The organism is Pseudomonas sp. MF06569, from assembly GCF_059862735.1.
The window spans coordinates 1-23497 of record NZ_JCBCUZ010000017.1 but is presented as its reverse complement, the minus strand read 5'-3'; the positions used below and the strand labels follow the sequence as shown (position 1 = coordinate 23497).

20 protein-coding genes and 2 pseudogenes are annotated in these 23497 nt (G+C 59.1%); 12 read left to right on the top strand and 10 right to left on the bottom strand.

The genetic code is table 11. The annotated features are described in order from the left end of the window. The first annotated feature begins 25 nt into the window (after positions 1-25). The 3 genes and pseudogenes from AC19YQ_RS15970 (at position 26) to AC19YQ_RS15960 (ending at position 3930) form a co-directional block, all read left to right on the top strand. Positions 26-1555: a UxaA family hydrolase gene (locus AC19YQ_RS15970; protein ID WP_500595477.1), complete on the top strand. Its 1530-nt coding sequence runs from the start codon at positions 26-28 to the stop codon at positions 1553-1555. A 1-nt stretch (position 1556) separates the two neighbouring features. After that, positions 1557-2516, top strand: a complete 960-nt coding sequence (locus tag AC19YQ_RS15965) for a sugar kinase (protein WP_133076837.1) — start codon at positions 1557-1559, stop codon at positions 2514-2516. Between the two features lie 70 nt (positions 2517-2586). Next, positions 2587-3930 (top strand): annotated as a pseudogene (locus tag AC19YQ_RS15960) (MFS transporter). Here AC19YQ_RS15960 and AC19YQ_RS15955 read toward each other — a convergent pair. Further along, entirely contained in the window at positions 3917-4873 is a 957-nt protein-coding gene (locus tag AC19YQ_RS15955; RefSeq protein ID WP_500595476.1) for a LysR family transcriptional regulator, read from the bottom strand. The pseudogene AC19YQ_RS15960 and the gene AC19YQ_RS15955 sit on opposite strands and share 14 nt — an antisense overlap. 152 nt (positions 4874-5025) lie before the next feature. Here AC19YQ_RS15955 and AC19YQ_RS15950 point away from each other — a divergent pair, with 152 nt between their 5' ends. From AC19YQ_RS15950 to AC19YQ_RS15940, 3 genes are all read left to right on the top strand, one after another. Beyond that, positions 5026-6345, top strand: a complete 1320-nt coding sequence (locus AC19YQ_RS15950; RefSeq protein WP_133076834.1) for an L-fuconate dehydratase — start codon at positions 5026-5028, stop codon at positions 6343-6345. Between the two features lie 97 nt (positions 6346-6442). Further along, positions 6443-7144, top strand: a complete 702-nt coding sequence (locus tag AC19YQ_RS15945) for an FCD domain-containing protein (protein ID WP_133076833.1) — start codon at positions 6443-6445, stop codon at positions 7142-7144. Positions 7145-7317: 173 nt separating this feature from the next. Then, positions 7318-9474 (top strand): methyl-accepting chemotaxis protein, encoded by a 2157-nt coding sequence (locus AC19YQ_RS15940; protein WP_133076832.1) that lies wholly within the window; start codon positions 7318-7320, stop codon positions 9472-9474. Positions 9475-9943: 469 nt separating this feature from the next. On the opposite strand, the gene AC19YQ_RS15935 is transcribed toward AC19YQ_RS15940, so the two are convergent. From AC19YQ_RS15935 to AC19YQ_RS15900, 8 genes are all read right to left on the bottom strand, one after another. Then, on the bottom strand, positions 9944-10915 hold the full coding sequence (locus AC19YQ_RS15935) for an oligopeptide/dipeptide ABC transporter ATP-binding protein (protein ID WP_133076831.1): 972 nt from the start codon (positions 10913-10915) through the stop codon (positions 9944-9946). After that, entirely contained in the window at positions 10915-11904 is a 990-nt protein-coding gene (locus tag AC19YQ_RS15930) for an oligopeptide/dipeptide ABC transporter ATP-binding protein (protein ID WP_133076830.1), read from the bottom strand. Before AC19YQ_RS15930 ends, AC19YQ_RS15935 begins: the two co-directional genes overlap by 1 nt. Positions 11905-11906: 2 nt before the next feature. Then, positions 11907-12788 (bottom strand): D,D-dipeptide ABC transporter permease, encoded by an 882-nt coding sequence (gene ddpC, locus AC19YQ_RS15925; RefSeq protein WP_326397945.1) that lies wholly within the window; start codon positions 12786-12788, stop codon positions 11907-11909. A gap of 1 nt (position 12789) precedes the next feature. Beyond that, a complete protein-coding gene (locus AC19YQ_RS15920; RefSeq protein ID WP_133076828.1) occupies positions 12790-13806 on the bottom strand; it encodes an ABC transporter permease in 1017 nt (338 codons plus the stop codon). Positions 13807-13881: 75 nt separating this feature from the next. After that, entirely contained in the window at positions 13882-15462 is a 1581-nt protein-coding gene (locus tag AC19YQ_RS15915) for an ABC transporter substrate-binding protein (protein ID WP_133076827.1), read from the bottom strand. A 150-nt stretch (positions 15463-15612) separates the two neighbouring features. Further along, the gene (ddpX, locus tag AC19YQ_RS15910; protein ID WP_133076826.1) at positions 15613-16164 is read right to left on the bottom strand and encodes a D-alanyl-D-alanine dipeptidase; all 552 of its coding nucleotides are present in this window, start codon (positions 16162-16164) and stop codon (positions 15613-15615) included. A gap of 38 nt (positions 16165-16202) precedes the next feature. Next, positions 16203-17063: a MurR/RpiR family transcriptional regulator gene (locus AC19YQ_RS15905; protein ID WP_133076825.1), complete on the bottom strand. Its 861-nt coding sequence runs from the start codon at positions 17061-17063 to the stop codon at positions 16203-16205. A 162-nt stretch (positions 17064-17225) separates the two neighbouring features. Next, positions 17226-17723 carry a GNAT family N-acetyltransferase gene (locus AC19YQ_RS15900; RefSeq protein ID WP_133076824.1) on the bottom strand — a complete coding sequence of 166 codons (498 nt, stop codon included), beginning with the start codon at positions 17721-17723 and terminating at the stop codon, positions 17226-17228. A 263-nt stretch (positions 17724-17986) separates the two neighbouring features. On the opposite strand from AC19YQ_RS15900, the gene AC19YQ_RS15895 reads away from it, so the two are divergent. From AC19YQ_RS15895 to AC19YQ_RS15870, 6 genes are all read left to right on the top strand, one after another. Next, entirely contained in the window at positions 17987-18130 is a 144-nt protein-coding gene (locus AC19YQ_RS15895; RefSeq protein ID WP_326397944.1) for a hypothetical protein, read from the top strand. Between the two features lie 127 nt (positions 18131-18257). Further along, entirely contained in the window at positions 18258-19307 is a 1050-nt protein-coding gene (locus tag AC19YQ_RS15890) for a helix-turn-helix transcriptional regulator (RefSeq protein ID WP_133076823.1), read from the top strand. A gap of 1 nt (position 19308) precedes the next feature. Continuing rightward, complete coding sequence (locus tag AC19YQ_RS15885; protein WP_133076822.1) at positions 19309-20865, top strand: hypothetical protein; 1557 nt, start codon at positions 19309-19311, stop codon at positions 20863-20865. Positions 20866-20913: 48 nt separating this feature from the next. Further along, a complete protein-coding gene (locus tag AC19YQ_RS15880) occupies positions 20914-21537 on the top strand; it encodes a hypothetical protein (RefSeq protein WP_133076821.1) in 624 nt (207 codons plus the stop codon). Between the two features lie 11 nt (positions 21538-21548). Then, positions 21549-22577: a hypothetical protein gene (locus AC19YQ_RS15875; RefSeq protein ID WP_133076820.1), complete on the top strand. Its 1029-nt coding sequence runs from the start codon at positions 21549-21551 to the stop codon at positions 22575-22577. 96 nt (positions 22578-22673) lie between these two features. Beyond that, entirely contained in the window at positions 22674-22979 is a 306-nt protein-coding gene (locus tag AC19YQ_RS15870) for a YkgJ family cysteine cluster protein (protein ID WP_326397943.1), read from the top strand. 203 nt (positions 22980-23182) lie between these two features. Here the strand turns inward: AC19YQ_RS15870 and AC19YQ_RS15865 are convergent. Further along, a pseudogene (locus AC19YQ_RS15865) lies at positions 23183-23371 on the bottom strand (hypothetical protein); the annotation flags it as partial. Positions 23372-23497 lie beyond the last annotated feature (126 nt).

Below are 23497 nucleotides of genomic sequence, written 5' to 3'. Positions count from 1 at the left end.
GCGCCATAACCGTTGAGGATCCACCATGAACCTTGCAAGCTCATCCTTACTGGTACTGACTGTGGGCGATGACGTCGCGGTCGCACGCGGCGATATCGCCCAAGGTCAGGTACTGCATGCCGACGGCCTGGCCATCATCGCCCGGGCCGACATTCCCTCGGGCCACAAGATCGCCCTGCGCGGTTTGGTTTGCGGGCAGCCGATTCGCAAATACGGTCAAATCATCGGGCAGGCCACCGCGGACGTGAAGCCCGGTGACTACGTCCATGTACACAACCTTGAAATGCCCTCGGGCAGTTCCACCCACACCCTGGCCAACGTCTATCAGCCCACTGTTTTCAACAACAACGACGTCAGTTTTGACGGCTATGTCCGGGCCGATGGCCGTGTGGGTACGCGCAATTACATCGGGGTCATTTCCAGCGTCAATTGTTCGGCCACCGTGTGCAAGCAGATTGCTGCGGCGTTCGATGCCGCCCACCTGCGCGATTACCCCAATGTCGACGGCGTGGTTGCAATCACCCACGGCAGCGGCTGTGGCATGGGGGCCAAGGGCGACGGGATCGAGATCCTCAAGCGAACCCTTCGCGGCTATGCAGACCATGTGAATTTTGCCGGTGTACTGGTGATCGGCCTGGGGTGTGAAGTCAACCAATTGGCCCCGCTGATGGAGCAACTGGCCGATCGGCCGGCAGCGCTCAAGGCCAGTCTGGTGATCCAGGAGGCGGGCGGCACCCGCGAAACGGTGCAGCGGGGGATCGAGCTGGTACAGGCGATGCTGGCGCCCGTAAACAGCCAGCAGCGCAGCCGTGTATCGGCCCGCCACCTCACCGTGGGCCTGCAGTGCGGCGGTTCGGACGGGTATTCGGGGATCACCGCCAACCCGGCCCTGGGTGCGGCGGTGGACCTGGTGGTGCGCCACGGGGGGACGGCGATTTTGTCGGAAACTCCCGAGATTTATGGTGCCGAGCACTTGCTGACCGCCCGTGCCGCTACACCGCAGATCGCAGAAAAATTGATGAGCCGGATTCATTGGTGGGAAGACTACGTGCGTCATCACGACGGAGACATGAACAACAACCCGTCACCGGGGAACAAGGCCGGTGGCATTACCACCATCCTTGAAAAATCCCTGGGCGCAGTGGCCAAGGCGGGTGCCACCGGCCTGATGGGGGTTTACGAGTATGGCGAGACGATCGTACAGACAGGCCTGGTGTTCATGGACACCCCTGGCTACGACCCGGTGTCCGCAACCGGCCAGGTGGCGGGCGGGGCGAACCTGATCTGCTTCACAACCGGGCGCGGTTCGACCTACGGCTGCAAACCGACGCCGTCCCTGAAAATCGCCACCAATACCCGACTGTTCGAGCGCATGGCGCTGGACATGGATTTCAATGCCGGTGCGATCGTCGAGGGTGCAGAGTCAGTGGCCGAAGCCGGTGAGCGGCTCTTCCAGTTGATGCTCGCAACCGCGTCGGGTCGCCCCACCTGCAGCGAAGAAAACGGCATGGGCGACAACGAATTCCTGCCTTGGCAAATCGGTGCGGTGATGTGACATGAGCGACTCAACAGAAACGATCGACATTGTGACCTGCGGCGAGGCGATGGGCCTGTTCAGCGCCATGACCGACGGCAGCCTGCATGAGGCCGAACAGTATGTGCGTGCCGCCGCAGGCGCCGAGCTGAATGTGGCCACCGGCCTGGCACGCCTTGGTTTTCGGGTCGGCTATATCAGCCGCCTGGGGGATGACACCCTCGGCCACTGGCTGCGCGAGGTCATGGCGCGTGACGGTATTGACCACCGGCACACCGTGCAGGACAGCGAACACGCCACGGGCCTGATGTTCAAGTCGCGCCGTTCGGACGGTGGCGACCCGGACATCGAGTACTACCGCAAAGGTTCGGCGGCCAGTCACTTGAGCCTGGCCGATTATCCGGCCGGGTACTGCCGAGGCGCCAGGCATCTGCATATCACGGGCATCAGCCCGGCACTGGGTGACAGCGTGTGCGAGCTGATTGTGCACATGGCCCGTGACATGCGTGCCGCAGGCTGCAGCGTGTCATTCGACCCCAACCTGCGGCCACGGCTCTGGGCGTCCCAAGCCCATATGGTGGCTTGCCTGAATGATCTGGCCGGGCTGGCCGACTGGGTGTTCCCCGGTCTTGCCGAAGGCCGCTTGCTCAGTGGCCTGGAACAGCCCGCCGACATTGCCCGGTACTTCCTGGACAGAGGCTGCTCCCTGGTGGTCATCAAGCTCGGTGCCGAGGGCGCCTATTACGCCAGCGCCACTAAAAGCGGCTACAGCCCCGGCTACCCGGTGAGCAACGTCGTGGACACCGTGGGCGCGGGCGACGGTTTTGCCGTGGGCGTCATCAGCGCCTTGCTCGAAGGCTCAAGCGTTGCCGTGGCCGTGGCCAGGGGCAACCTGATCGGCGCCCGGGTGCTGGGTTTCCCGGGGGACAGCGATGGATTACCGACACACGCAGAACTGGCGAGGTTTGCCGAACACACGTGATACGCAGAGTGAAGATGCCTGAGTGCATCCTGGATAACACCTACTCCAACAATAAGAAGAGGTACGTTCCATGAGTTATCAAGCGTTGTATGACTCGCCCGCGCTGGCGAGCGGCGTCAAGAAAGCAGCGATCCGGCTATTGCCGTTTCTCGCCCTGATGTACGCCCTGGCGTTTATCGACCGCGCCAACGTCGGTTTTGCCAAGATCGCCTATCAAGCCGACACCGGTATCGGTGACGCCGCATTTGCCTTGGGTGCGGGGATATTTTTTATCGGTTATGCGCTGTTTGAAGTGCCCAGCAACCTGATCCTGCAGCGAGTGGGCGCACGGGTGTGGATGGCTCGGATCATGGTCACCTGGGGGCTGGTCTCGGCGTCGATGATGTTTGCCACCAGCGAGACATCCTTCTACGTCATCCGCTTTTTGCTGGGGGTGTCCGAGGCGGGCTTCATGCCCGGGATCATCCTGTACCTGACGTAGTGGTTTCCGGCCAAGCAACGTTCCCGCGCCATTGGCCTGTTCTACTTTGGCGTACCGGTGGCGATGCTGATCGGCAGCCCGTTGTCGGGGTTCATCCTCGATACCAGCAACCCCTTTGGCCTGACCAACTGGCAGTGGATGTTTGTGGTCGAAGGCCTGGCGGCCTCGGTGGTCGGGGTGATTGCGTTCTTTTATCTGGCGAGCCGTCCAAGCGAAGCCAAATGGCTGACCGCTGAAGAAAAACACGCCATGAACACCGTCATTGAAGGCGAAGAAAAGGCCAAGGGCTACGCCAGCCACGGCTCGATCTTTGGTGTACTCAAAGACAAGCGTGTACTGATGTTTATCGCCATTTACTTTTGCGTACAGATCGGTAATGCACCGCTGGCGTTCTACTTGCCGGCCAAGCTGGCCTCGACCCTGGGTGGTCAGGTCAACACCTCGGTCGGCCTGCTGCTGATGATCCCCTGGCTCTGCACCATCGTCGCCATGCGTATCGCCACGGTGTATGCCGACAAACACAACAACCATCGCCTGGTCGCATCCTCCATGCTTGCCGTTGGCACGCTGGCCTTTGCATCGCTGTCGGTGATCAACACGCCAGTGCTGACCCTGTTGGCGTTCTGTATCGCCATACCGGGGCTGGTGGCCAGTCAGCCCGTGTTCTGGAGCCTGCCGACCCGTCATTTGGGCGGCACCAGCGCGGCCACCGGGATCGCCTTCATCATCTCGATCGGTAACCTGGGCGGCTTTGTCTCGCCGCAGATCAAGGCCTACGCCGATGCGGTGACCGGCAACAGCAGCACCGGCTTCCAGGTCGTGGCAGCGCTGTGCTTTGTCAGTGTGTTGTTGCTGCTGATGCTCAAACGCACACCGTCGACGGCGACCACTGCTTACGTGCCGCCTGCCGACCTGACGTCTAGTCGCCCGTAACCCCGCCTGTACCCTCAAGGCCGGCCTGCACCCGCAGTTCGGCCTTGACCACTTCCATCGCCGCCGTGGGCACCCGTCCTTTGCGGCTGATCAGGCCGAAAGGCATCAAGCGCGCCGCCACCTTGATCGGCAGCGGTGCCAGCACCCCCAGTTCGCTGTAGTACTCCACCAGTGACAGCGGCATCAAGGCGAGCATGTCGGTTTGCTGGAGCAGTGAGACCGTGAGCATGGTCGAGGCGGTTTCAAGTGGGCTGGCAGGAGCCTGCACCTGGGATTGGCGAAAAATCTGCTGATAGATTTCCCGCAGCGGCGCGGGTTGCGATTGCACGATCCAGGGGTAGCAGGCCAGGGTTTCCAGGGTGACGTCGCTGTTGTGCTGCTGCGGATGGCCGGTGCGCGCGACGATCTGAATCACCTCTTCATCGAACGCTTCGAAGTTCAGGTCTTCGGTCGGCCAGCCATCGGTGATTCGGGCGATGACCAGGTCCAGTTGATCAAGACTCAAGGCCTGGAGCAGCACGTCACTGGTGTCGATGACCACGGTGATGTTCAGCTTGGGATGGCGTTGGGTCAATTGCGCCAGGGTGCGTGGCAACAGGCCGCCCACCAGTGACCCCATTGAAGCGATGCGCAATGTCCCGAGATTGCCCGATTGCAGGGCCGTCATTTCTTCGTGCAGGCCGCTCATGTCAGCGAATACCAGCTGCGCATAACGAATGGCCGCTTCCCCCAGCGTGTTCGCGACCAGGCCCTTGTGGGTGCGGATAAACAACGCTTCGCCCACCAGACTCTCAAGCTCGTGCAGGGCCTTGGTCACTGCAGGCTGGGTCAGCGCCATGATGTTTGCGGTCTTGCGCAGCGAGCCTTCTTCAGACAGGACAAACAGCAGTTGCAGGTGGCGCATGCGCAGGCGACTGCGAAACTGTTCAAGCGGCTTGATCATGGGGCGATTACCTGGAGTGATCGGTGTAGTCGAAACATTCAATTTCGCAGAGGGGTCGTGCAGGACAGACTGCGGGTGCGGCACGAAAATAACATGAATAAGCCTGCATCCACCGCAGATGGCGGGGCAAGCTTCAACTTCAGGATAACCCCATGTCTACCCTTATTACCCAGGTCGCTGTTCGCGATATTCGCTTTCCTACTTCCAGAAGCATGGACGGCTCGGATGCGATGAATTCGACGTCGGACTACTCAGCCACCTATGTCACCTTGCACACCGATTCGGGCGACGGCCTGGAAGGGCACGGCCTGACATTCACCATCGGGCGCGGTAACGATTTGTGCGTTGCCGCGGTCAAGGAACTGGCCAAGCTGTTTGTCACCGGTCGTACCCTGGAAAGCATCACCGGCAACTTCGGGGCCTACTGGCATGAAATCGTTGCCGGTGACTGCCAGCTGCGCTGGGTCGGCCCGGAAAAAGGGGTGGTGCACCTGGCCACCGCGGCCATCATCAACGCGCTGTGGGACCTGTGGGCCAAGAAGGAGGGCAAGCCGGTCTGGAAGCTGCTTGCCGACATGAGCCCCGAAGAGCTGGTGCGCTGCGTCGACTTCACGTTTATCACCGATGCCCTGACGCCACAGGAAGCCATAGCGATGTTGCGTCGCGCGGCACCGGGCAAGGCCGAGCGGGAGCAACAGATGCTGCGCGAAGGCTACCCCGGCTATACCACCGCTGCCGGCTGGCTGGGTTATTCCGAAGAAAAAATGCGCCGCCTGGCTCGTGAGGCGGTGGACGCAGGCTGGACCCATCTCAAGCAGAAGGTGGGTGCCGATATCGAGCAAGACATGCGCCGCGCCCAGATCCTGCGTGAGGAACTGGGTTGGGATCGCAAACTGATGATGGACGCCAACCAGACCTGGGACGTGGACGAGGCGGTCAGCAACATGCGGCGTCTGGCCGAGTTCGATCCCTGGTGGATTGAAGAACCCACCAGCCCGGACGACGTGCTCGGTCACGCGGCGATTCGCCAGCGCATCCACCCGATCGGCGTGGCCACCGGTGAGCATGCGCACAACCGGGTCATGTTCAAGCAGTTCTTCCAGGCCGGTGCCCTGGACTTCTGTCAGCTCGACCCGGCGCGCCTGGGTGGCCTGAACGAAGTGCTGGCAGTGGTGTTGATGGCCGCCAAGTTCGGTGTGCCCGTGTGTCCCCATGGCGGGGGTGTCGGCTTGTGCCAGTACTCGCAAAACATTGTGCTGTTCGATTACATCGCGGTCTCGGCGTCGCTGGAGAAACGCGTGCTGGAATACGTGGATCACCTGCACGAAAACTTCCTCGAACCGATCGTGATACGCCGCGGACGTTACATGCCGCCCCAACAGCCGGGATACAGCGTGACGATGAAACAATCGTCCCTGGAGCACTTTGAGTACCCCAATGGCCCGGAGTGGCAAGACCAGCATCAGGGCTGATCTGCCAGATGAAGTGTCCAGGGCTGCCACCGAGGTTTCTCCAGTCCACCTCGGCCTCTGTGGTAGCCTTTGGCATCATTTCTCGGACTCAGACTCGATGGTCTCCTCCTTTCCTGCTCCAGAGCGCAAGCTCTACCAGAAAATCGCCGACAGGCTTCGTGAATACATCGTTCAGGGCGACTTCAAGGTCGGCTCGCGCTTGCCTCCTGAACGCGACTTGACGCAGTTGCTGGGGGTGTCACGGCCTTCGTTGAGGGAGGCGCTGATTGCCCTGGAAATAGAAGGCAGTATCGAAATCAAGATGGGCTCCGGGGTCTATGTTGCCGCGCGCGTGCCCGAGGGCGGCGCACGCACGGTGACCCTGGGTGAGAGCCCCACCGAACTGATGCAGGCGCGGGCACTGATCGAAGGCGAGGCCGTGGTGCTGGCCTGCATGCACGGGAAGAAAAGCGATTACCGCTACCTCAAGGACTGCATCGACGCCATGCGTGAGAGCATCAAGGCCAATCGGCCGCCTCTGGATGACGACCGCAAGTTTCACCATCGCCTGGCGAAAATGACCGGCAACTCCGCGCTGGTGCGGATCATTACGTCGTTGTTCGACGAGCGCCACAGCCCGATTTCATCGCACCTTAGCGAACACTCCGAAAACCCCGGGACCTGGGATGCCGCCGTGATCGAGCACGAATCGATCCTGCACGCCCTGGAGTGCAAGGACGTGATCGCTGCGCAGACAGCCATCCGCCAGCATTTGCTGCGCTCAGAAGCCCGTTGGCTGGGGGCGCTGGAGGCGGAGTGATATCTGGCCCCCGCGAGGGGGCGCCATAATGGAGCGTATTGCCCCGGGTGCACCGGCTTGAGGCGTGAGCTGTCGCGTTCCACCCTTGCAAGGCATGGCCGTGAGGGCGGCTTCGAGTTGGCCTGGTAGTTGCTATCAATTTGACATCATTTATGTCATTGAGAGTGTATTGAATGCCGCTATCCAGCAGTTCCATGACGCTGTCCTCTCGAGAGAAGCACTGGCTACCCTGGTTCGGCAAAACCGGAAAAATCATGATGGGCTGGTCGTGCTGGCTTAATCGTGCGGCTTACCCTGTGATTGAACAGACATTCGAAGCCATCGCAGAAACCCGTGTGCAGTTGTTGCAAAACTGGACTCGCGAGCAATGGGAGCACCTGGCTGAACTGGCAGAAAGCCTGGCCGGTGACTTTGCCCAACTCGATAGCACTTCGCTGACGGACAAGCTCGCTCAGGCAGAAGACTTTTCAGAATTATTTGTGCTGGATACCCGCGCCAATGTCCTGGCCTCGACCTGGAGTCGGCGCGCGAGCACCAGTCTGGAACATGCACGGGCATTGGCAGAAGGCTTGAAGGCGCCGTTTCTGCAGGGGCCTTACTGCGACCCGCTGACCTTGCAGATCGGCCCGTCTTCTTCCCGCTTTCACGATGAAGTGACGTTGATGTTCTATCAGCCGATCAAGGTCGGCGCCACCGTGCTGGGCTGCCTGTGCGGTCGCGTACCCAACGATGTGCTGGGTGATCTGATCCAGCGCGAGGCCGGGCACATCTTTGCCGAGTCCGGTGACAACTACCTGTTCATGGCCCAGTCCCGTTTTGACCCGGCCATTGCGCCAGGGACCGCCTTGTCCCGATCGCGCTTCGAGGACGGTACATTCACCCATGGAGAAAACCTCAAAAGCGGGGTGCAAACGCCCTGGAGAACCGTCCAGATACAGCGCCATACCGAGCTGGAACTGCGCTTCACCGACCCTGCCACGCAGCAACTGCACGCAGGTGTTCGCGAGACCATCCGTACGGGTTCCAACCTGTTCGTGACCTATCCCGGTTATTCGGACTACCGGCACATTCCGGTGGTGGGCAAGGGCGTCACGTTTCAGTTGCCGGGTTCACCGGATCGCTGGGGCATGATGTGCGAGGCCGACCTGGAGGAAGTCTATCGTCGGCGCTCCCTCAGTTATGGCTTGATGAAGCCGTACCTTGCGACCATGGCAGGCCTGTTTGCCTGCAACTACGTGGTCCGGCATTACAGTGGCCTGGGCCAGGACATGATTGATGCCGCCGAAATTCTGAGCATGGTGTGTGCGGCAGTGCTGTTCAGTCGGTGGGGGCCAAAAAGACTGGCTGCCAGGTTGAACGTGATGACGGGCGTGATCATGACCATCGCCGAGGGTGAGGGCAACCTGCGCCAGCGACTGGACACCACGAAAATGGCCAATGACGAAACCGGGGACATGGGGCGCTGGATCAACAGCTTCATCGACCATCTGGACTCGGTGGTCGGCCAGGTGGTGAAAGCCAGCAGCACGGTCGGCAGCACCAACCGGATGATGCTGGGGCGTAGCCAGCAAGCCAGTGTGACGTCTGCCGAGGTCGGCGAAGCGGTTCATCGCATGATGATTATCGTCGAAGACCAATTGGGCGAGATCCAGCAGGCCTCGGCCAGTGCCGAGCACATGAAGCAGGCAATGGATGAAGTTGTCGCACGTGCCCGCGAACAGTTTCTTGCCGTACAGGAAGGCACGCAGTCCATCAGGGATGTGGTTGAGCGTTCATCTTCGAGCGTGCAGTTGCTCGACAGCAAGATGACTCAGATTGGCAACATCACCGGTCTGATCAGCGCCATCACCCATCAGACCAATCTGCTGGCGCTCAATGCTGCCATTGAAGCTGCGCGAGCGGGGGAGCATGGGCGGGGATTTGCGGTGGTTGCCGATGAAGTGCGAAGCCTGGCCTCACGCACATCGCGCGCGGCAGAAGACATCAGGCACATGGTCGAAGGTTTGCAGAGCGAAACGCAAAGAGCGGTCAGCTTCATGGAAGAGGGCGTCAAGGACGTCGATAACAGCTTGCGCCTGGCCGAAGATGCGTCCTCGGAAAACGTACACCTGCACCAGGCGGTTGAAAGCATGTTTGCGATCATCCAGCAACTCAACATGCGCAGCCTCGATTATGGCAGGACGATCAAGCAGGTCGACCATAGCTCCACGCAAATGCGCCAGACTGTTGTGATGCTGCAAAACAGTGCTGAAACCGTGCGGCTCAATGCCAATAAACTGCAAAAACTGGTGGGGCAGTTTGAAGTGAGTCGAGTGCTGGTGAAGGCTTAATAATTGGGGGGGGGGCGGACGGTCAGTCAGGCACACCGTGTGTACCGGTTTTGCGACCGCTGCGCGCTCGATCGCAGCCTCGTTCTACTCGTCAGCGACTACACGCGGTATACCCGGGATGGGTGCCGAAGCCTGTAGTCGCTGACGAGCCGTGCGAGGCTGCGTCCGGCTGCGAAGCAGTCGTAAAGTCGGCTTTCACGGTCAATCTGGCACACCGCGTGTACTGGTCTTGCGACCGCTTCGCGCTCGATCGCAGCCTCGTTCTACTCGTCAGCGGCTACACGCGGTACACGCGGGATGGGTGGCGAATCTGTAGTCGCTGACGAGCCGTGCGAGGCTGCGTCCGGCTGCGAAGCAGTCGTAAAATCGGCTTTCACGGTCAATCTGGCACACCGCATGTACCGGTCTCGCGACCGCTGCCCACACGAACTCAGCCTCGTTCCTTCGCCAGCGGCTACAAGGAGTGCAGTCAGTCCTGTACGTGGCACCTGACTTGCTGGTGTTGACCTCCGCGCATCACTTGAGGCTGCTTGCAGCCCTCTCTGTTCAAACCACAGCGCTCAAGGAAAAAACAACCCTCGGGCAGGTTCCTGTTGCCCGGCAACTCGGTAGGTGCCGCCACTTGCTCGGCAAGCAACGGTACACCCAGTCGCGGCACGGCTTCGAACAGCAGGCGTGTGTAAGGGTGACGCGGCTGCTCCAGAACCTGGGCGGCACTGCCCAGTTCGACGATCTGTCCCAGGTACATGACCGCCACCCGATCAGCCATATGGCGTACGACCGAAACGTTGTGGGAAATCAGGATGTAGGTCAGGTTGCGCGCCTGCTGCAGTTCGGCCAGCAAGTTGAGGATCTGGGCCTGCACCGAGATGTCCAGGGCAGAGGTCGGTTCGTCGAGGACGATGATGTCAGGGTCTGATGACAAGGCCCTGGCGATCGCAATGCGCTGGCGCTGGCCACCGGAAAACTGGTGCGCAAAACGGTCCAGGTATTCCGGGCGGATGCCCACCTGGGCAGCGACTTTGGCGGCAATGCTGCGCATCTGCTCGCGTGAGCGCATGCCTCGGGCGTACAGCGGTTCGGTGATGATGCGCCAGATGGGCAGGCGAGGGTTCAGGGACGATTGCGGGTCCTGGAACACGATCTGGACGTTACTGCTGCCCTCGCCATTTTGTCCGTTGGCCCAGCTCAGTTCACCGCTGCTGGGCTTGAGCAGGCCCATGAGCAATTGGGCCAGGGTGCTTTTGCCGCACCCCGACTCGCCAACGATGCCCAGGGTTTCCCCGGCCCGGACTTGAAGGTCGATGCCGTTGAGTGCGTGGGCGTAGCCCCGGGGACGGCCCAGCCAGTCATTGCTGACGGGGAAGCGCACGCGAACGTCGGTCAGCTTGAGAATCTCGGGTCCCGTGTCGATTGCAGGGTAAATCAGCGCACTGTTCATCACGAAAGCTCCTCTTGCGCCAGCCAGCACGCGCTCTTGCGTTGCTCATCCCGGTTGATGGCGGTCAGCACCGGGCGTTTTGCGCACACCGGCATGGCCTGTGTGCAGCGCTCGGCGAAGGTGCAACCGGTGGGCAGTTGTGAAAGGTTGGGGACTTGTCCGGGAATGGTCATGAGTGGCTGTCCAGGCTCGACCATCTCGGGCAGGCCACTGAGCAAACCCTGGGTGTAAGGGTGACGGGGATTGCTCATGACCTCGGCGGTCAGGCCCTGTTCTACCACTGCCCCGGTGTACATCACGTAGACCCGGTCGCAGAACTGCGACACCAGCGCCATGTCGTGGGTGATCAACAGGATGGCCGTGCCTTTTTGCCGGGCCTTTTCGCGCAGCAACAACAGCACCTGGCGTTGCACCGTCACGTCGAGGGCGGTGGTGGGCTCATCGGCGATCAGCAGTTGCGGCTCGCACGAGAACGCCAGCGCAATCATCACCCGCTGGCGCATGCCACCGGACAGTTCGAACGGGTAGCTTTCCAGCACCTGCTCGGGGCTGGCGATGTGCATGTCGCGCAGCAGGGCGACCGCCTTGGCGTGGGCAGCACTGATGCTGATCTTCTGGTGGTGAATGATGACGTCGAGCATTTGCCGGCCAATTCGACGGGTCGGATTCAGGGCGGTCATCGGCTCCTGGAAGATCATGGCCGCATCGCGACCACGAATTTTCAGCAAGTCTTTTTCAGGTGCGCTGAGCATGTCGCGGTTGAGCATGCTCAGGCTGCCGGAGGTGATGCGATAGCTGCGTTCGGGAAGCAGCCGCATGCTCAGCATCGCGGTCACGGACTTGCCCGATCCGGACTCGCCGACCACGCCGACTATTTCGCCGGGGTTGACGTGCAGGGACACACCGTTCAGCGCCTTGACGCTGCTCTTGTAGGCAGGGAACTCAAGGCTCAAGTTGTCGATGGCCAGCACAGGATTGCACGTAGTCATGGTCATTTCCCCTGTTGGCGTGGGTCGAGCAGATCGCGCACGCCATCGCCCAGCAAGTTGAAACCGGTGGCGGTGATCAATATCGCCAGCCCCGGAAAGGTGGAGTACCACCAGTTATCCAGGATGTAGTTGCGTCCCGTGGCGACCATTGCGCCCCATTCAGCCGTAGGCTGCTGTGCGCCCAGGCCAATAAAACCCAGGGCTGAAGCCATCAGGATGGCGCTGCCGATGTCCAGGCTCAGTTGCACCAGCAAGGGCGGCATGGCGTTGCGGGCGACGTGCCAGTGCACCATGTGCCAGCGCCTGGCGCCGAACGTCTCGGCGGCCTTCACGTAGCCCATCTGGCGGATGCCCAGCGCCTGGCCGCGTGCCAGGCGGACATAGGAGGGAATTCGCACCAGGGTGATTGCCAGCATGGCATTGAACAGGCTGGCACCCAGTGCGGCGGCTAGGGCCATGATCAGCACCAGTGATGGGACCGAGAGCATGATGTCCATCAAGCGCATGGTCAGGGCGTCAAAGCGCCCGCCGATCACTCCGGAAAAACAACCCAGCAGGCCGCCGATGAAACACGATGAAAAGGCCACGAACAGGCCAACCCCCACTGACTGCTGGCTGCCGTAAAGCACTCGGCTGAACAGGTCCCGGCCCACTTCATCGGTGCCGAACCAGTGCTCGGCGGACGGTGGTGCCAGACGCTCGGCCAGGTTCAGGGCGTTGGGGTCGTGGCTGGCCAGCCAGGGGGCGAAGATCATGGACGCCACGACCATCAAGGTGATCACCAGGCCCGCCATGGTCAGCGGGCTGCGGCGGACCTGATAGGCCAGGTAGGTCAGTTTTTCACGCCATTGCGGGCCGTGTGTTGCGCTAAGGGGGACCGACATTTCAATTCACCTCGCCAATGCGTGGATCGATCACGCGGTACAGCAGATCGATGGCCATGTTCAGCAGTACATAGATAAACGACACCAGGATGGCGAAGCCCATCACCGCCGGGAAATCCAGGGACTGGATCGACTTGACGACATAGGCACCCATGCCCGGCCAGGCAAATACGGTTTCGGTCAGGACTGCGCCGTAGAGCAGGTCGCCCAGGGTCAGGCCCAGAACGGTTACTGACGGAATCAGCGCATTGGGCAGGGCGTGGCGCAGGATCACGGTCCAGCGCGACAGGCCATAGGCCCGGGCGGTACGGATATAGTCCTCGCCCAGTTGATCGAGCATGGCGGAGCGGATCTGCCGCGAGATGACGCCTAGGGTCACGAAACCGAGGGTGGCCGCGGGCAGGATCAAGTGCTTGAGTGCATCGAAAAACAGGGTGAAGTTACCGGCCAGCAGGGAGTCGATCAGGTAGAAGCCGGTGATGGTCGTCGGTGGCGTGAGCCCTTCGGACAGGCGACCACCGCCGGGCAGCCAGCCAAGGTGGCCATAAAACAGCACGATGGCGCCCAGGCCGAGCCAGAACGCCGGAGTAGAAATGCCGGTCACGGCCAGTGTGCGTGCGATCTGATCGATGGCGCGGTTGTGGTAGACCGCCGACAGCACGCCCAGCGGCACGCCGACCAGGATGGCGAAGAACAACGCCACCAGGGCCAGTTCCAGGGTCGCCGGGAAGAACGCCTGTAGATCTTCCAGTACCGGGCGGTTGGTACGGATCGATGTGCCGAGATCACCCTGGACCAGGTCCAGCACGTAGCGGCCGTATTGCTGGTACAGGGGCAAGTCCAGCCCCAGTTGATGGCGGATACCGGCGACCAGCGCATCGCTGGCACGGTCACCGGCGATCAACCGGGCGGGGTCGCCGGGAATCAGGTGGGAGATGGTAAAGGTAATCAGCGAGACACCGAACACGACCAGTAACAGGCCAAGCAGGCGCTTGCGCAACAACGTCAGGAAGGCCATAGGGCACCTCAGTCACTCTAACGACAGAAATCCAACGCCATGCGCGCCATTGCTGGCGCGCACGCAGCAGCAGGTTTACTTGCTCATGCTGCCCAGGTTGAACACCTGTTCGAGCATCGGGTTGAACACGTAGCCCTTGACCGAATCACGCATCGGCAGGGTGTAGCTCTTCTGATAGAGGTAAACGTAGGCGCTGTCGTTGAGCACCACTTTCTGCGCCTGCTGGTACAGCTCGGTGCGTTTGGCGGTGTCGCTGGTGGTGGCGGCTTCGCGGATCAGGGTATCGACCTGCGGGTTGCTGTAGAACGAACGATTGCCCTGCAGGCCCTGCATCTTGGAGTCGAACCAGAAGTTCATGAACATGTACGGGTCGGCGAAGTCCGGGCTCCAGGTGCCGACGGCGATGTCGTAGTCGGCCTGACCAACGCGCTCACGCAGGGTGGCGTTGGCGGTTTTCTCCAGCTTGAGGTTGATGCCCAGAGGGGCGAGGGCGGCTTGCAGGGTCAGGCCGATCGGCTCCCAGTTGGCGTCCTTGTCGGAGTACATATAGCTCAGGTTGGTGATTTTCTTTGGCACCTTGGCCAGGCTGGCCATGGCCGCAGGCATGTCCTGCTTCATGTTGGGCAGCGAGCTGTCGTAGGCCCACATGCCGTCCGGGATCGGTCCGTTCAGCAGTTCGGCCTTGCCCTTCAGGATGCCTTTGACGATGCCGTTGTAGTCCACGGCTTCGGTGATTGCACGGCGCGCATCGACGTTGGTCAGGGGGCCTTGCTTGTTGTTCAGGTACAGGTAGGTGACCCGCAGCGACGGGAACTCCTTGACCACGACGCCCGGTTTGCTGGCCAGAGAGCCCAGTTGGTCTTCAGGCATGTCTTCGATAATGTCCAGATCACCGCGCTCCAGTTGCAGGCGGCGTACCGAAGGCTCGGCGATGATCTTGAGCACGACGGTCTTGAGCGCAGGTTTGGCACCGGCGTAATGGGGGTTCGGTTCCATGGTCAGCGACTGGCCTTTCTGCCAGTTGCTCAGGCGGTAAGGGCCAGAACCTGCGGTGTGGCTGGACAGCCAGGCATTGGCCTCTGCGCCTTTGTTGGCCACCAGCGGATTGACGATCGAGGCACCGTTGTGGGCCAGTGTGAACAGGAAGGGCGCGAACGGTGTCTTGAGGGTGAAACGCACGGTCTGCGGGTCGATCACCTCCACCACCATGTCTTCCGGGAATGCACCGGACGGCCCTTGCTTGAGGGTCATCAGACGGTCGAAGGAAAACTTGACGGCCGCAGCGTCTACGCCCGTGCCGTCATCGAACTTGTTGCCGGGCTTGAGTTTGAATTCCCAGACCAGATTGTCCGGGGAAACAGTCCAGCTCTCGGCCAGGTCTCCCTGGACTTCGGTGCTGCTCTTGTCGCCGTCGGTCTTGTAGCCCACCAGCCGCTGGTAAGACGGGTAGGTGATGGTCCAGTCGTTGTTGTCAAACGTCACGGCCGGGTCGAGGGTCTGCGGGTCGGCGGGTTTGCCGATGACTAGCGTGTCCTGTGCGGTGGCTGCTGTCGCCGCTTGCCAGGCGCCAAGGCTCAAGGCTGCGCAGAGCAAGCCAGGCAACAGTTTCAGGGTACGGGAAGCGGTGGAGCGGTTCACGGTCTTGATGAGGGTCATGCCGGTTTCCTTCAACATTCGATGTCTGGAAGTAGGTTTATTTTTGGAATCTATAACCGGGCAGTAGCAGATGAAGCATGTTTGAAACGTTTTTTTTGTTGTCGTAAAGCGGTGTCACTGGCATCGAAACTCTATGGTTTCGTGGCCGGATTACTCGTGGAGCAAGGGGTAATCGTCTGCGTTGGGCAGCTCGAAATGCCACCACTCCGTAGGGATCGCCTGGAAGCCCGCGCCCAGCATGATGCCCAGTAACAGCAGGCGATTGCGCTGCACGTTGACCGGCAGGTCGGGGTAGAACTGGTGGGACTTGTCTTCCATCGCGTCGAACGCGGTGCCCATGTCCAGCGGCTGGCCGTTGTCGTCCACAAGGGTCAGGTCCACGGCAACACCGCGACTGTGGTGAGAGCCCAGATGCGGATCGCGCACGTAGTCGCCGTTGGGCAATGCCTCCCATAGCAAAAACTGGGCATAGGGCGGGCGATAGGCGTCATAGATGAGCAGGCTGTAGCCCGCCAGATTCGCCAGCTGGCTGGCCTTGCGCAAACAGACGGCTGCATCGCGGTGCAACTGGCAACGGGCCGTCGGGTAGATGATTTTGCCGGCCAGGTTGTCGGCAGTGGCGTAGATCATTTCGATCTGCACCTGGTACTGCTCGACATCGATTTCAACGAGCGGGCTTGGGTTGGCAACGCATTGGTTCACACAAACACTCCATTTGTGATTTGTTTGAGGCGATCGGCTCAGCCTTCGAACTGGCCGAAGGCTTTTTGCAACTGACGATTTTTTGCCAGGCGTACATCCAGATGCTCGCCGTATTTTTCTGCCACGGCCGACACCATCAGGTTCAGCAGGCATGCCAGGGGAGCCGGGGAATCCCAGAACTGCCCGACGTCGGTCTTGATCTGCAGCAGGTCCAGCGGGTAATCCCGGGCCCAGGGGCATTGCAGGTCGGTGATCAGGGCCAGGGGCAAATCGTTGTCGCTGGCCGCGTCGCAGAAGGTCTGGGTCACGCTGGAGTACGCCCGGAAGTCGGCAATGATTGCGTACGGATTGGCGAAACCGGAGTTCAGGGTTTCGGCGTAGATGCCCGACAGGCCGTCAACGTAGTAGACCTTGGGGCGGATGTACTCAAGGTGACTGTGAAAAGCAGTCAGGATGCCGCGGGTGGACTGGATGCCGAGGATAAACACGGCATCGGCTTCGTGAATGCGTTGCACGATCCGGGCAAAGGTTTCGCTGCGGGCCAGTTCATAGACCTGCTGGATGGCCTCGATTTCACGGTGCAGGGAACGGTCCAGTGCATCATCGCAGCTGTTTTCGGCGCGGAAGGCGCCGATACGGTCGGTGATCAACCACGAGGTAGGGGCTTCACCGCGCAGGCTCTGCTTGACCTCATCCAGGTTCTGATAACCCAGGGAACGCAGGAAACGGCCCACGGAAATGCCCGTGGTAGAGGTTTGCTGCGCAATGCTGTCAGCGGACTCGAAGGGCAACTGTTGCGGATTGCCCAACAAGTAACTGGCAATACGCTTGCCGGTGGGTGTCAGGTTGGAGAACTCTTGTTCCAGCAACTGAAGAAAGCTGTTTTTTTCCAAGGACATAAGAGCGCGCCGACACTGTGGTTGTTATTGGTATGTCATTTGTTTGCTTCGTGTTAGCAACATAACATTTGTTTTCACGGCAACACAACGCCTTTTCTGAAGCGTGTGCAGTGAAGTGTTTTTTGCGGGTATCACGAGCGCCTTGGGCGCTCGCACAGATACTCAGACAGCCATGACCATCTCATGCCAGGCCATGCCGCCATGTTCGGAGGGGGATGGCTGAACGTACTGATAACCCAGCCGGGTGTAGAGCCCGACGTGCTGTTCTTTGCACATCAGGTGGATGGTTTTTTTTCCGAGGCTGCGCATCTGCTCGACAAACTCGTGCATCAGCAGCGTTGAAAAGCCCTTGCCCTGATGTTCAGGGGACACCACCACGGACATGATCACCACATTGGGCGCCGCTGGGTCGTGCCCGATCAGTTCCTTGAAGGCCTCATCCGACATGACCACGTCGTGGGCACAGCCGCTATTGATGAAACCCACCACCTGGCTGGCCTGCTCAAGGATCAGAAACCCCTGGGGATACTGGGCGATCCGTGTACGAATCTTTTCCAGAGTGGCGGCTTCATCGCCTTCATAGGCTGAAATTTCGATCTGGTAGCAGCGCTCCGCGTCCTGTGGGGTCGCGTGTCTGAATAGGGGGGGTGGTAGAACCATGGGCTGCTCTCTGGGGATGGGGTGAGTTTTGGAGGGGGTGTTCAGCCAGCTATCAGGCGACCGGGCTTGCTGAGATTGGATAGTTACCGTTGGTGCTCGCTTGGCATTGGCCCAGTTTACGAACTCCCTTCACTAAAAGCTGTGTGTTTATTTCAGGCGCGGATTCCGCGATCTGACGTGGGTGTGTGGCTGCGACACAGAATGTCGCATGCCTGATGGAGGATGTGTCCCAACGCCACAATCAATGTGCCCGGAGTGTCCTCATGAAAGAATTAGTCTGTTTTGCAATCGGTGTAGTAGTTGGCGTCGTGATGATGAAAAAAAGCCAGGCAATCAACGAGTTGAAGAAGGAGCTGGATCGGGAAAAATGTCGTAACAGCACAGCTTTCAGTGCCGGTCAGACATGAGGCAGCAGGCAATCAAAAATGGCTTTTTAATATCATATAGTGCTAAAAAGCCACTATTGGAATGTTCGCCAGCGGCTTGATGCTGGCGAACCATCAAGATCAAGGCCGATACGAGTTAACTGCCCTCATGTCAGATCCCAAAGACCGGTTGTTCAGACACCTGGCCCTTTTGCGCCACATCCCTCGTGCGCCCAAAAGCATTTCGACGAGTGAGCTGCAAAAAAAGCTCAAAGCTGAAGAGTTCAACATTGATTCGCGGACCTTGCAGCGTGACCTGAGTGGCCGCCTTGCGCTGGATTTCCCTTTGCTGTGTGACGAGAGTCGGCGCCCTTATCTGTGGAGCTTCCCGAAAGACACTCCGCGTTTTGATTTCCCCGCGCTGGATACGCCAACTGCCTTGGCTTTTGCACTCGCGCAAAGCCATCTGGGCAAGTTGCTGCCACCGAGTGTGCTTGAGCTATTGGCCCCCCATTTCGACCTGGCGCAGAGGCAGCTTCAGGGGCTGGAGCACAATAAATTGGTGCACTGGCTCAACTGTGTACGTGCCGTGCCCAACGGCAAGGCACTGCAGCCTGCTGAAGTGCAAGCGAGTATCTGGTCTCCGGTGGCCACCGCATTGCTGGAAGCGCGCCAACTGGAGATGGTCTACCTGAGTCGCAGCAAAGGTGAGAACAAGAACCTACGCGTTCATCCAGCAGGGATGGTTTCGCGCCATTGCGTGAGCTATCTGATTGGTACTGTTGAAGGTTATTCGGATTATCGCCAGTTCGCCCTGCATCGAATCAAGCATGCAGTCTGTCTGGATGCGCCAGTCCGCGAGCAGGCCGATTTCGATATAGATCAGTACGTCCATAGCGGGGGGTTCAACAATCCTGGCCCCGTCGAGTTCGTGGATCTGGTTGCTGATGTCTCGCCTCAAATTGCCTGGCTCTTGAGCGAAACGCCCCTCGGGTCGCAACAGACACTGAAACAATTGCCAGACAGTGACTGGCAACGCCTGAATGCCCGCGTGCCAAACGACCAGGAGACACTCTGGTGGGTATTTGGTGTGGGAGAGAGCCTGAGGCTGTATGAACCGCAAGGCTGGGTGGATGAAATCCTGGTCAGACTTAACAAAATCCAAGGGTTGTACACACGACCCAAACTGCATTGCGCAAATGCCTGCGAGGAGGCTTGATATGTTCGACGACCAGGACAGCCCTGAAAAAAGCAACAGAGATGAAATTGCACGAGATGGCATCAACACGACAATCTCGCTTTCTACCAGTGAGGTTGTCAGCCGTTTCGGCAGTGCTAACGCTGAATACCTCAAAGGTTACAGTGGCGTTGATAACGAAACTCAGCAGAAGTTTGCCAAGGGCCTGGCGGGTATTGCCAAGCACAAGGTCAATGCCGACCCCAGGTATGCCGAGCAAAACATCAAGCAGCAGGCAGGCTACAGCGCCGAAGTTGCGGCGACGAGTCGCGACAATGCTGAATCCATTATCAACGGCTCAAAAATCCGTGTTTCACGCAGTGACGACTTGCCGGAGTACGGCAAGAATCACACTGTTGTGGATCGGGTACAGCTTCTGGATGGGGAAATCATTCAGGGCACACAAACACAGATGAAATTTGTCGGTAAGCGCGACGAGTTGTTCGCCAAAATTGCAAAGGAGGATGGAGAGTTCACTCGCTATCGCGGTGTGACGCTTGAGCTGCCTTCTGAACAATACGTGGGTGCTGAGTCGTTTTGTCGTGACAAGGCCCAGCAACTGCGGGATCAGGCTGCCAAGGTCGAGCAACTGGGCAAAGACAATGTTGCCAAAAAGCTGCGCCACGAAGCAGACAATTATGAGCAGCTTGCGGATCACCTGAGTGACAGTGGCCTGACCACAGATCAGGCAATTTTTTACCGTACACACCCGAAGATGGCGACGGCGATGGACATTGCTCGCACCAGCCATCGTGCCGGGCTGCAGGGCGCCCAATACGGAGCGGCAATTGGCGGCAGCATTTCGCTGCTGCAAAACCTGTTGGCGACTGCGCAGGGCCAGAAAGAGATGGGTGAGGCGGCCCAGAACGTGGCCGTAGATACGCTCAAGGCAGGGGCGCTTGGTTATGGCACGGCGTTTGTCGGGGCAGCGATCAAAGGCAGCCTTCAGCAGTCGGGCAACTCTACGCTGCGCTCGCTCGCGGGTACCTCGGCTCCAGCCCTGGCGGTCAATATCTGTTTGTCGCTGGCCAGTTCCATCAACCGCTATGTCTGCGGCGAGATCAGCGAGGCGCAATTGCTGAGCGAAGTGGGCGAGAAGGGGGCAGGCATGCTCTCCAGCAGCATGATGGCCGCTCTTGGGCAATTGGCCATTCCTGTGCCCTTTGTCGGTGCTGCTATTGGGGCAATGATCGGCTACACCCTGTCATCGCTGTTTTACCAAAGTGCATTGGACGCTGCGCGTGGCGCAGAGCTTTCCCGTGAGCAGTTGGCACGCACCCGATTCATTGAAGCCGCAGCCCGTGACCGTATCGCTCAAGAGCAAGCACAACTGGATGATTTTACCCGCCGTGAAATCCCCCAACTGCAGCGAGAAACCCTGCATCTGTTTTCTATTGTGAATGCGCCGGGAGCCAACAGTGCTGATTGTTTTGCAGCGGCTATCAATCAATACGCCACCTTGCTGGGTAAACAATTGCAGTTCCATTCAATCGATGAGTTCAACGATTTCATGAGCAGTGACAGTCCGCTGTCGCTGTGATTTTTCAGTTTGCCTCGATGCTCAAAAACATAAAAGGACGATACGTTCATGCTAATCAAGCTCCTGTCCGCTGCGGACAAACACCATCTGGTTGCCCTGGCGAAACTGATGGCTTTAGCCGACAAACCACTGCTCTGGGATGGGCAAACACCTGATGAGTTCACCGTTAATACCAACTTAAACAACTTGTCCATTCAAAAGGGTGAGTCGGAAGTTGAAATTATCAGGGAGCTGGAACGCTCAGCCGGCGATCCTCCGACGATATCGGCCACGGTCTCTTCGTCCATGTTTACGTCCATGTTTTCATCTTCATCTGGAACGTCGACAGTGCCATCGTCCGTGGATGTTGAATCACGGCTTATTGATGTTCTGAAATCGTTTCCGCTGATCAAAATCAAAAGACCAGAAGGCCGTGTGCAAGCCGCGATTGTGGTGCTGAAAGAGTTGCTCAAGGACAAGAAGTTCGAGCTGCCGGCAACGCCGAAGGTCGTGTTGTTCGAGTTGCTGTTGATTGCTTTGCGCGATGGGAATATCTCCAATATCGAGTGGGCTCTGCTCAAGGAGTTTCAGCAACACCACCAACTGGATGACTTCATTTTCGATGATTTGCTGGAGCGTGCCGAGACGCTCAACCGGGAAGTCAACAAAACCATTTCCATTATTCTTGAGTAAGGAGCAAGACCATGCCTATCCCCTTGATTATTGGTGGTGTTGCCGCCGCTGCCGCGTTGTATGGTGCAACCAAAGGCGTGAGTGGTGCGATGGACCACAGTAACGCCAAAGACGTCAATAATGACGCCGCTGCTCTGGTCAATTCAGCCAATCAGAAAGTTGAAAAACAGCGTCAGGCTACCAACACTACGCTGGAAGATTATGGTCAGCGCAAATTACGTGCTTTCAACGGTGTGATTGTCGAGTTCATTGAAACATTCGAGCGTCTGAAAAACGTCGAACTGTCCCAGAACCCTGAACTGGACAAACTCACGGCAGGGGATTTTTCCAACAAGGCGCTTGCCGGTTTGCGTCAAGATTATCAAGCGCTCAAAGACGCCGGTCTTGGATTGGGGACAGGAGTGGGTGGCGGTGCCGCACTGGCGTTTGGCGCCTATAACGGCACGATGCTGTTGGCGACCGCCAGCACGGGTACAGCCATCTCATCGCTCAGCGGCGTTGCAGCCACCAACGCCACATTGGCCTGGCTGGGTGGTGGCTCCCTGGCTGCCGGTGGATGGGGTATGGCAGGGGGCATGATGGTACTGGGCGGTATCGTCGCCGGTCCTGCACTGGCAATTTTTGGTCATGTACTGGGCAACAAGGGTGAAGAAGCCCTTAACATCGCCAATAGCAATATGGAACAGGCCGTAACCCTCCGTGATCAAGCCGACTTGATGGCAGGTAAACTGCGAGCGATCGAGCAAGTTACTTCACTGGCGAACAGCACTTTCTCGACGACCAGTTCACAGCTGCGTCGCAGCGTGGGTGAATTGAAGAAAGTGATCGACAACCACGGTGTTGATTACCCGACATTCTCGGTTGAAAGCAAGGGCGTGGTGTTCCGCTCGGTCAAGCTGGTACAACTGCTCAAAGCCATGATCGATACTGCGATTCTGGATAAAGACGGCAATTTGATCCTGGCCACGCAAAAGCGCATCGAAGACGTTGCAGCCGTTGCCAGTGGACAAAAAGAAACCCTGGATACACCGGCCGCATGACAAGCAGTTGCCCGCGCACTGTGCGGGCAACTGTGCAAAGGCCAACAGGTTTGGGGCCATCCTGCGCGATGAAACTTCACAACCAAGAGTCTGCCCATGTCCACTTCAGTCTTCCCTTGTACCCAATGCGGTTTGTGCTGCCAGCATGTGCACATGGCCGCTGAAACCCGGTTTCTGGATCGGGGCGACGGTACATGCAGGCATTACGATGCCGGGCGCAAGGGCTGCAGCATTTACAACGAACGCCCGGACATTTGCCGTGTGGACCTGCAATACGCGATCCATTACGCCAAACAGTTTACCTGGGAGTCTTTTGTTGAAATGAACCTGCACGTGTGTGGTGTTCTACAGGCGAAAGAGGAGCAGGCGGCTCTGCAGCGCATTAAAGTACGGTCTGTTTAGGGCTAGCCATTTCTGGCCCTGTACTCCCGGCAGGGAGCACAAGTATTTGGGGTGATGCACAGTACAACTCAAGTTCTGCTAGCGCCGCGTGCAAGACTTAAAGATTTGGCTGCGAGTACTGGAGCCCGCAGTCTCCCCCCCCCGAAAGCCATTCCAACCAATGGAAATTCCCGGCTATCGGGGGTGAAACCTGTCGCGGTGGACTACACCAGTACGCCAATCACCGGCACGATCAGCAAGGTGCTGATTGCCATCGACAAGACATTGCCGATATAGGAGTGCATGTAACCGGGCACCCGCCGGGCGATGGCGCACGCCAGGGGCGGAGCGATCAAGGCGCCGAGCACTGCGCTGGCAATCATCACCATCGGGCTGGCGCCGTAGGTGAGCAGTAAGCGCTCCATAAACCCCACCAACTTAAAGATGGGTAACGCGCCTAGTTAGGCGACACCAGCGAGCAGTTCCACGGCAACAGCGCTTCGTAATCTTCAACCGAGGTCGCCAGTGGCAGCCGTTCT

Bases quoted from the DNA above. Each gene is read 5' to 3' on its own strand.
- AC19YQ_RS15940 (WP_133076832.1), top strand. From the start codon at position 7,318: ATGCCGCTATCCAGCAGTTCCATGACGCTGTCCTCTCGAGAGAAGCAC.
- AC19YQ_RS15915 (WP_133076827.1), bottom strand. From the start codon at position 15,462: ATGACCCTCATCAAGACCGTGAACCGCTCCACCGCTTCCCGTACCCTG.
- AC19YQ_RS15875 (WP_133076820.1), top strand. From the start codon at position 21,549: ATGCCTATCCCCTTGATTATTGGTGGTGTTGCCGCCGCTGCCGCGTTG.
- AC19YQ_RS15905 (WP_133076825.1), bottom strand. From the start codon at position 17,063: ATGTCCTTGGAAAAAAACAGCTTTCTTCAGTTGCTGGAACAAGAGTTC.
- AC19YQ_RS15935 (WP_133076831.1), bottom strand. From the start codon at position 10,915: ATGAACAGTGCGCTGATTTACCCTGCAATCGACACGGGACCCGAGATT.
- AC19YQ_RS15965 (WP_133076837.1), top strand. From the start codon at position 1,557: ATGAGCGACTCAACAGAAACGATCGACATTGTGACCTGCGGCGAGGCG.
- AC19YQ_RS15945 (WP_133076833.1), top strand. From the start codon at position 6,443: ATGGTCTCCTCCTTTCCTGCTCCAGAGCGCAAGCTCTACCAGAAAATC.
- AC19YQ_RS15970 (WP_500595477.1), top strand. From the start codon at position 26: ATGAACCTTGCAAGCTCATCCTTACTGGTACTGACTGTGGGCGATGAC.
- AC19YQ_RS15930 (WP_133076830.1), bottom strand. From the start codon at position 11,904: ATGACTACGTGCAATCCTGTGCTGGCCATCGACAACTTGAGCCTTGAG.
- AC19YQ_RS15900 (WP_133076824.1), bottom strand. From the start codon at position 17,723: ATGGTTCTACCACCCCCCCTATTCAGACACGCGACCCCACAGGACGCG.
- AC19YQ_RS15880 (WP_133076821.1), top strand. From the start codon at position 20,914: ATGCTAATCAAGCTCCTGTCCGCTGCGGACAAACACCATCTGGTTGCC.
- AC19YQ_RS15885 (WP_133076822.1), top strand. From the start codon at position 19,309: ATGTTCGACGACCAGGACAGCCCTGAAAAAAGCAACAGAGATGAAATT.
- AC19YQ_RS15950 (WP_133076834.1), top strand. From the start codon at position 5,026: ATGTCTACCCTTATTACCCAGGTCGCTGTTCGCGATATTCGCTTTCCT.
- AC19YQ_RS15870 (WP_326397943.1), top strand. From the start codon at position 22,674: ATGTCCACTTCAGTCTTCCCTTGTACCCAATGCGGTTTGTGCTGCCAG.
- AC19YQ_RS15920 (WP_133076828.1), bottom strand. From the start codon at position 13,806: ATGGCCTTCCTGACGTTGTTGCGCAAGCGCCTGCTTGGCCTGTTACTG.
- ddpC (WP_326397945.1), bottom strand. From the start codon at position 12,788: ATGTCGGTCCCCCTTAGCGCAACACACGGCCCGCAATGGCGTGAAAAA.
- AC19YQ_RS15955 (WP_500595476.1), bottom strand. From the start codon at position 4,873: ATGATCAAGCCGCTTGAACAGTTTCGCAGTCGCCTGCGCATGCGCCAC.
- AC19YQ_RS15890 (WP_133076823.1), top strand. From the start codon at position 18,258: ATGTCAGATCCCAAAGACCGGTTGTTCAGACACCTGGCCCTTTTGCGC.
- AC19YQ_RS15895 (WP_326397944.1), top strand. From the start codon at position 17,987: ATGAAAGAATTAGTCTGTTTTGCAATCGGTGTAGTAGTTGGCGTCGTG.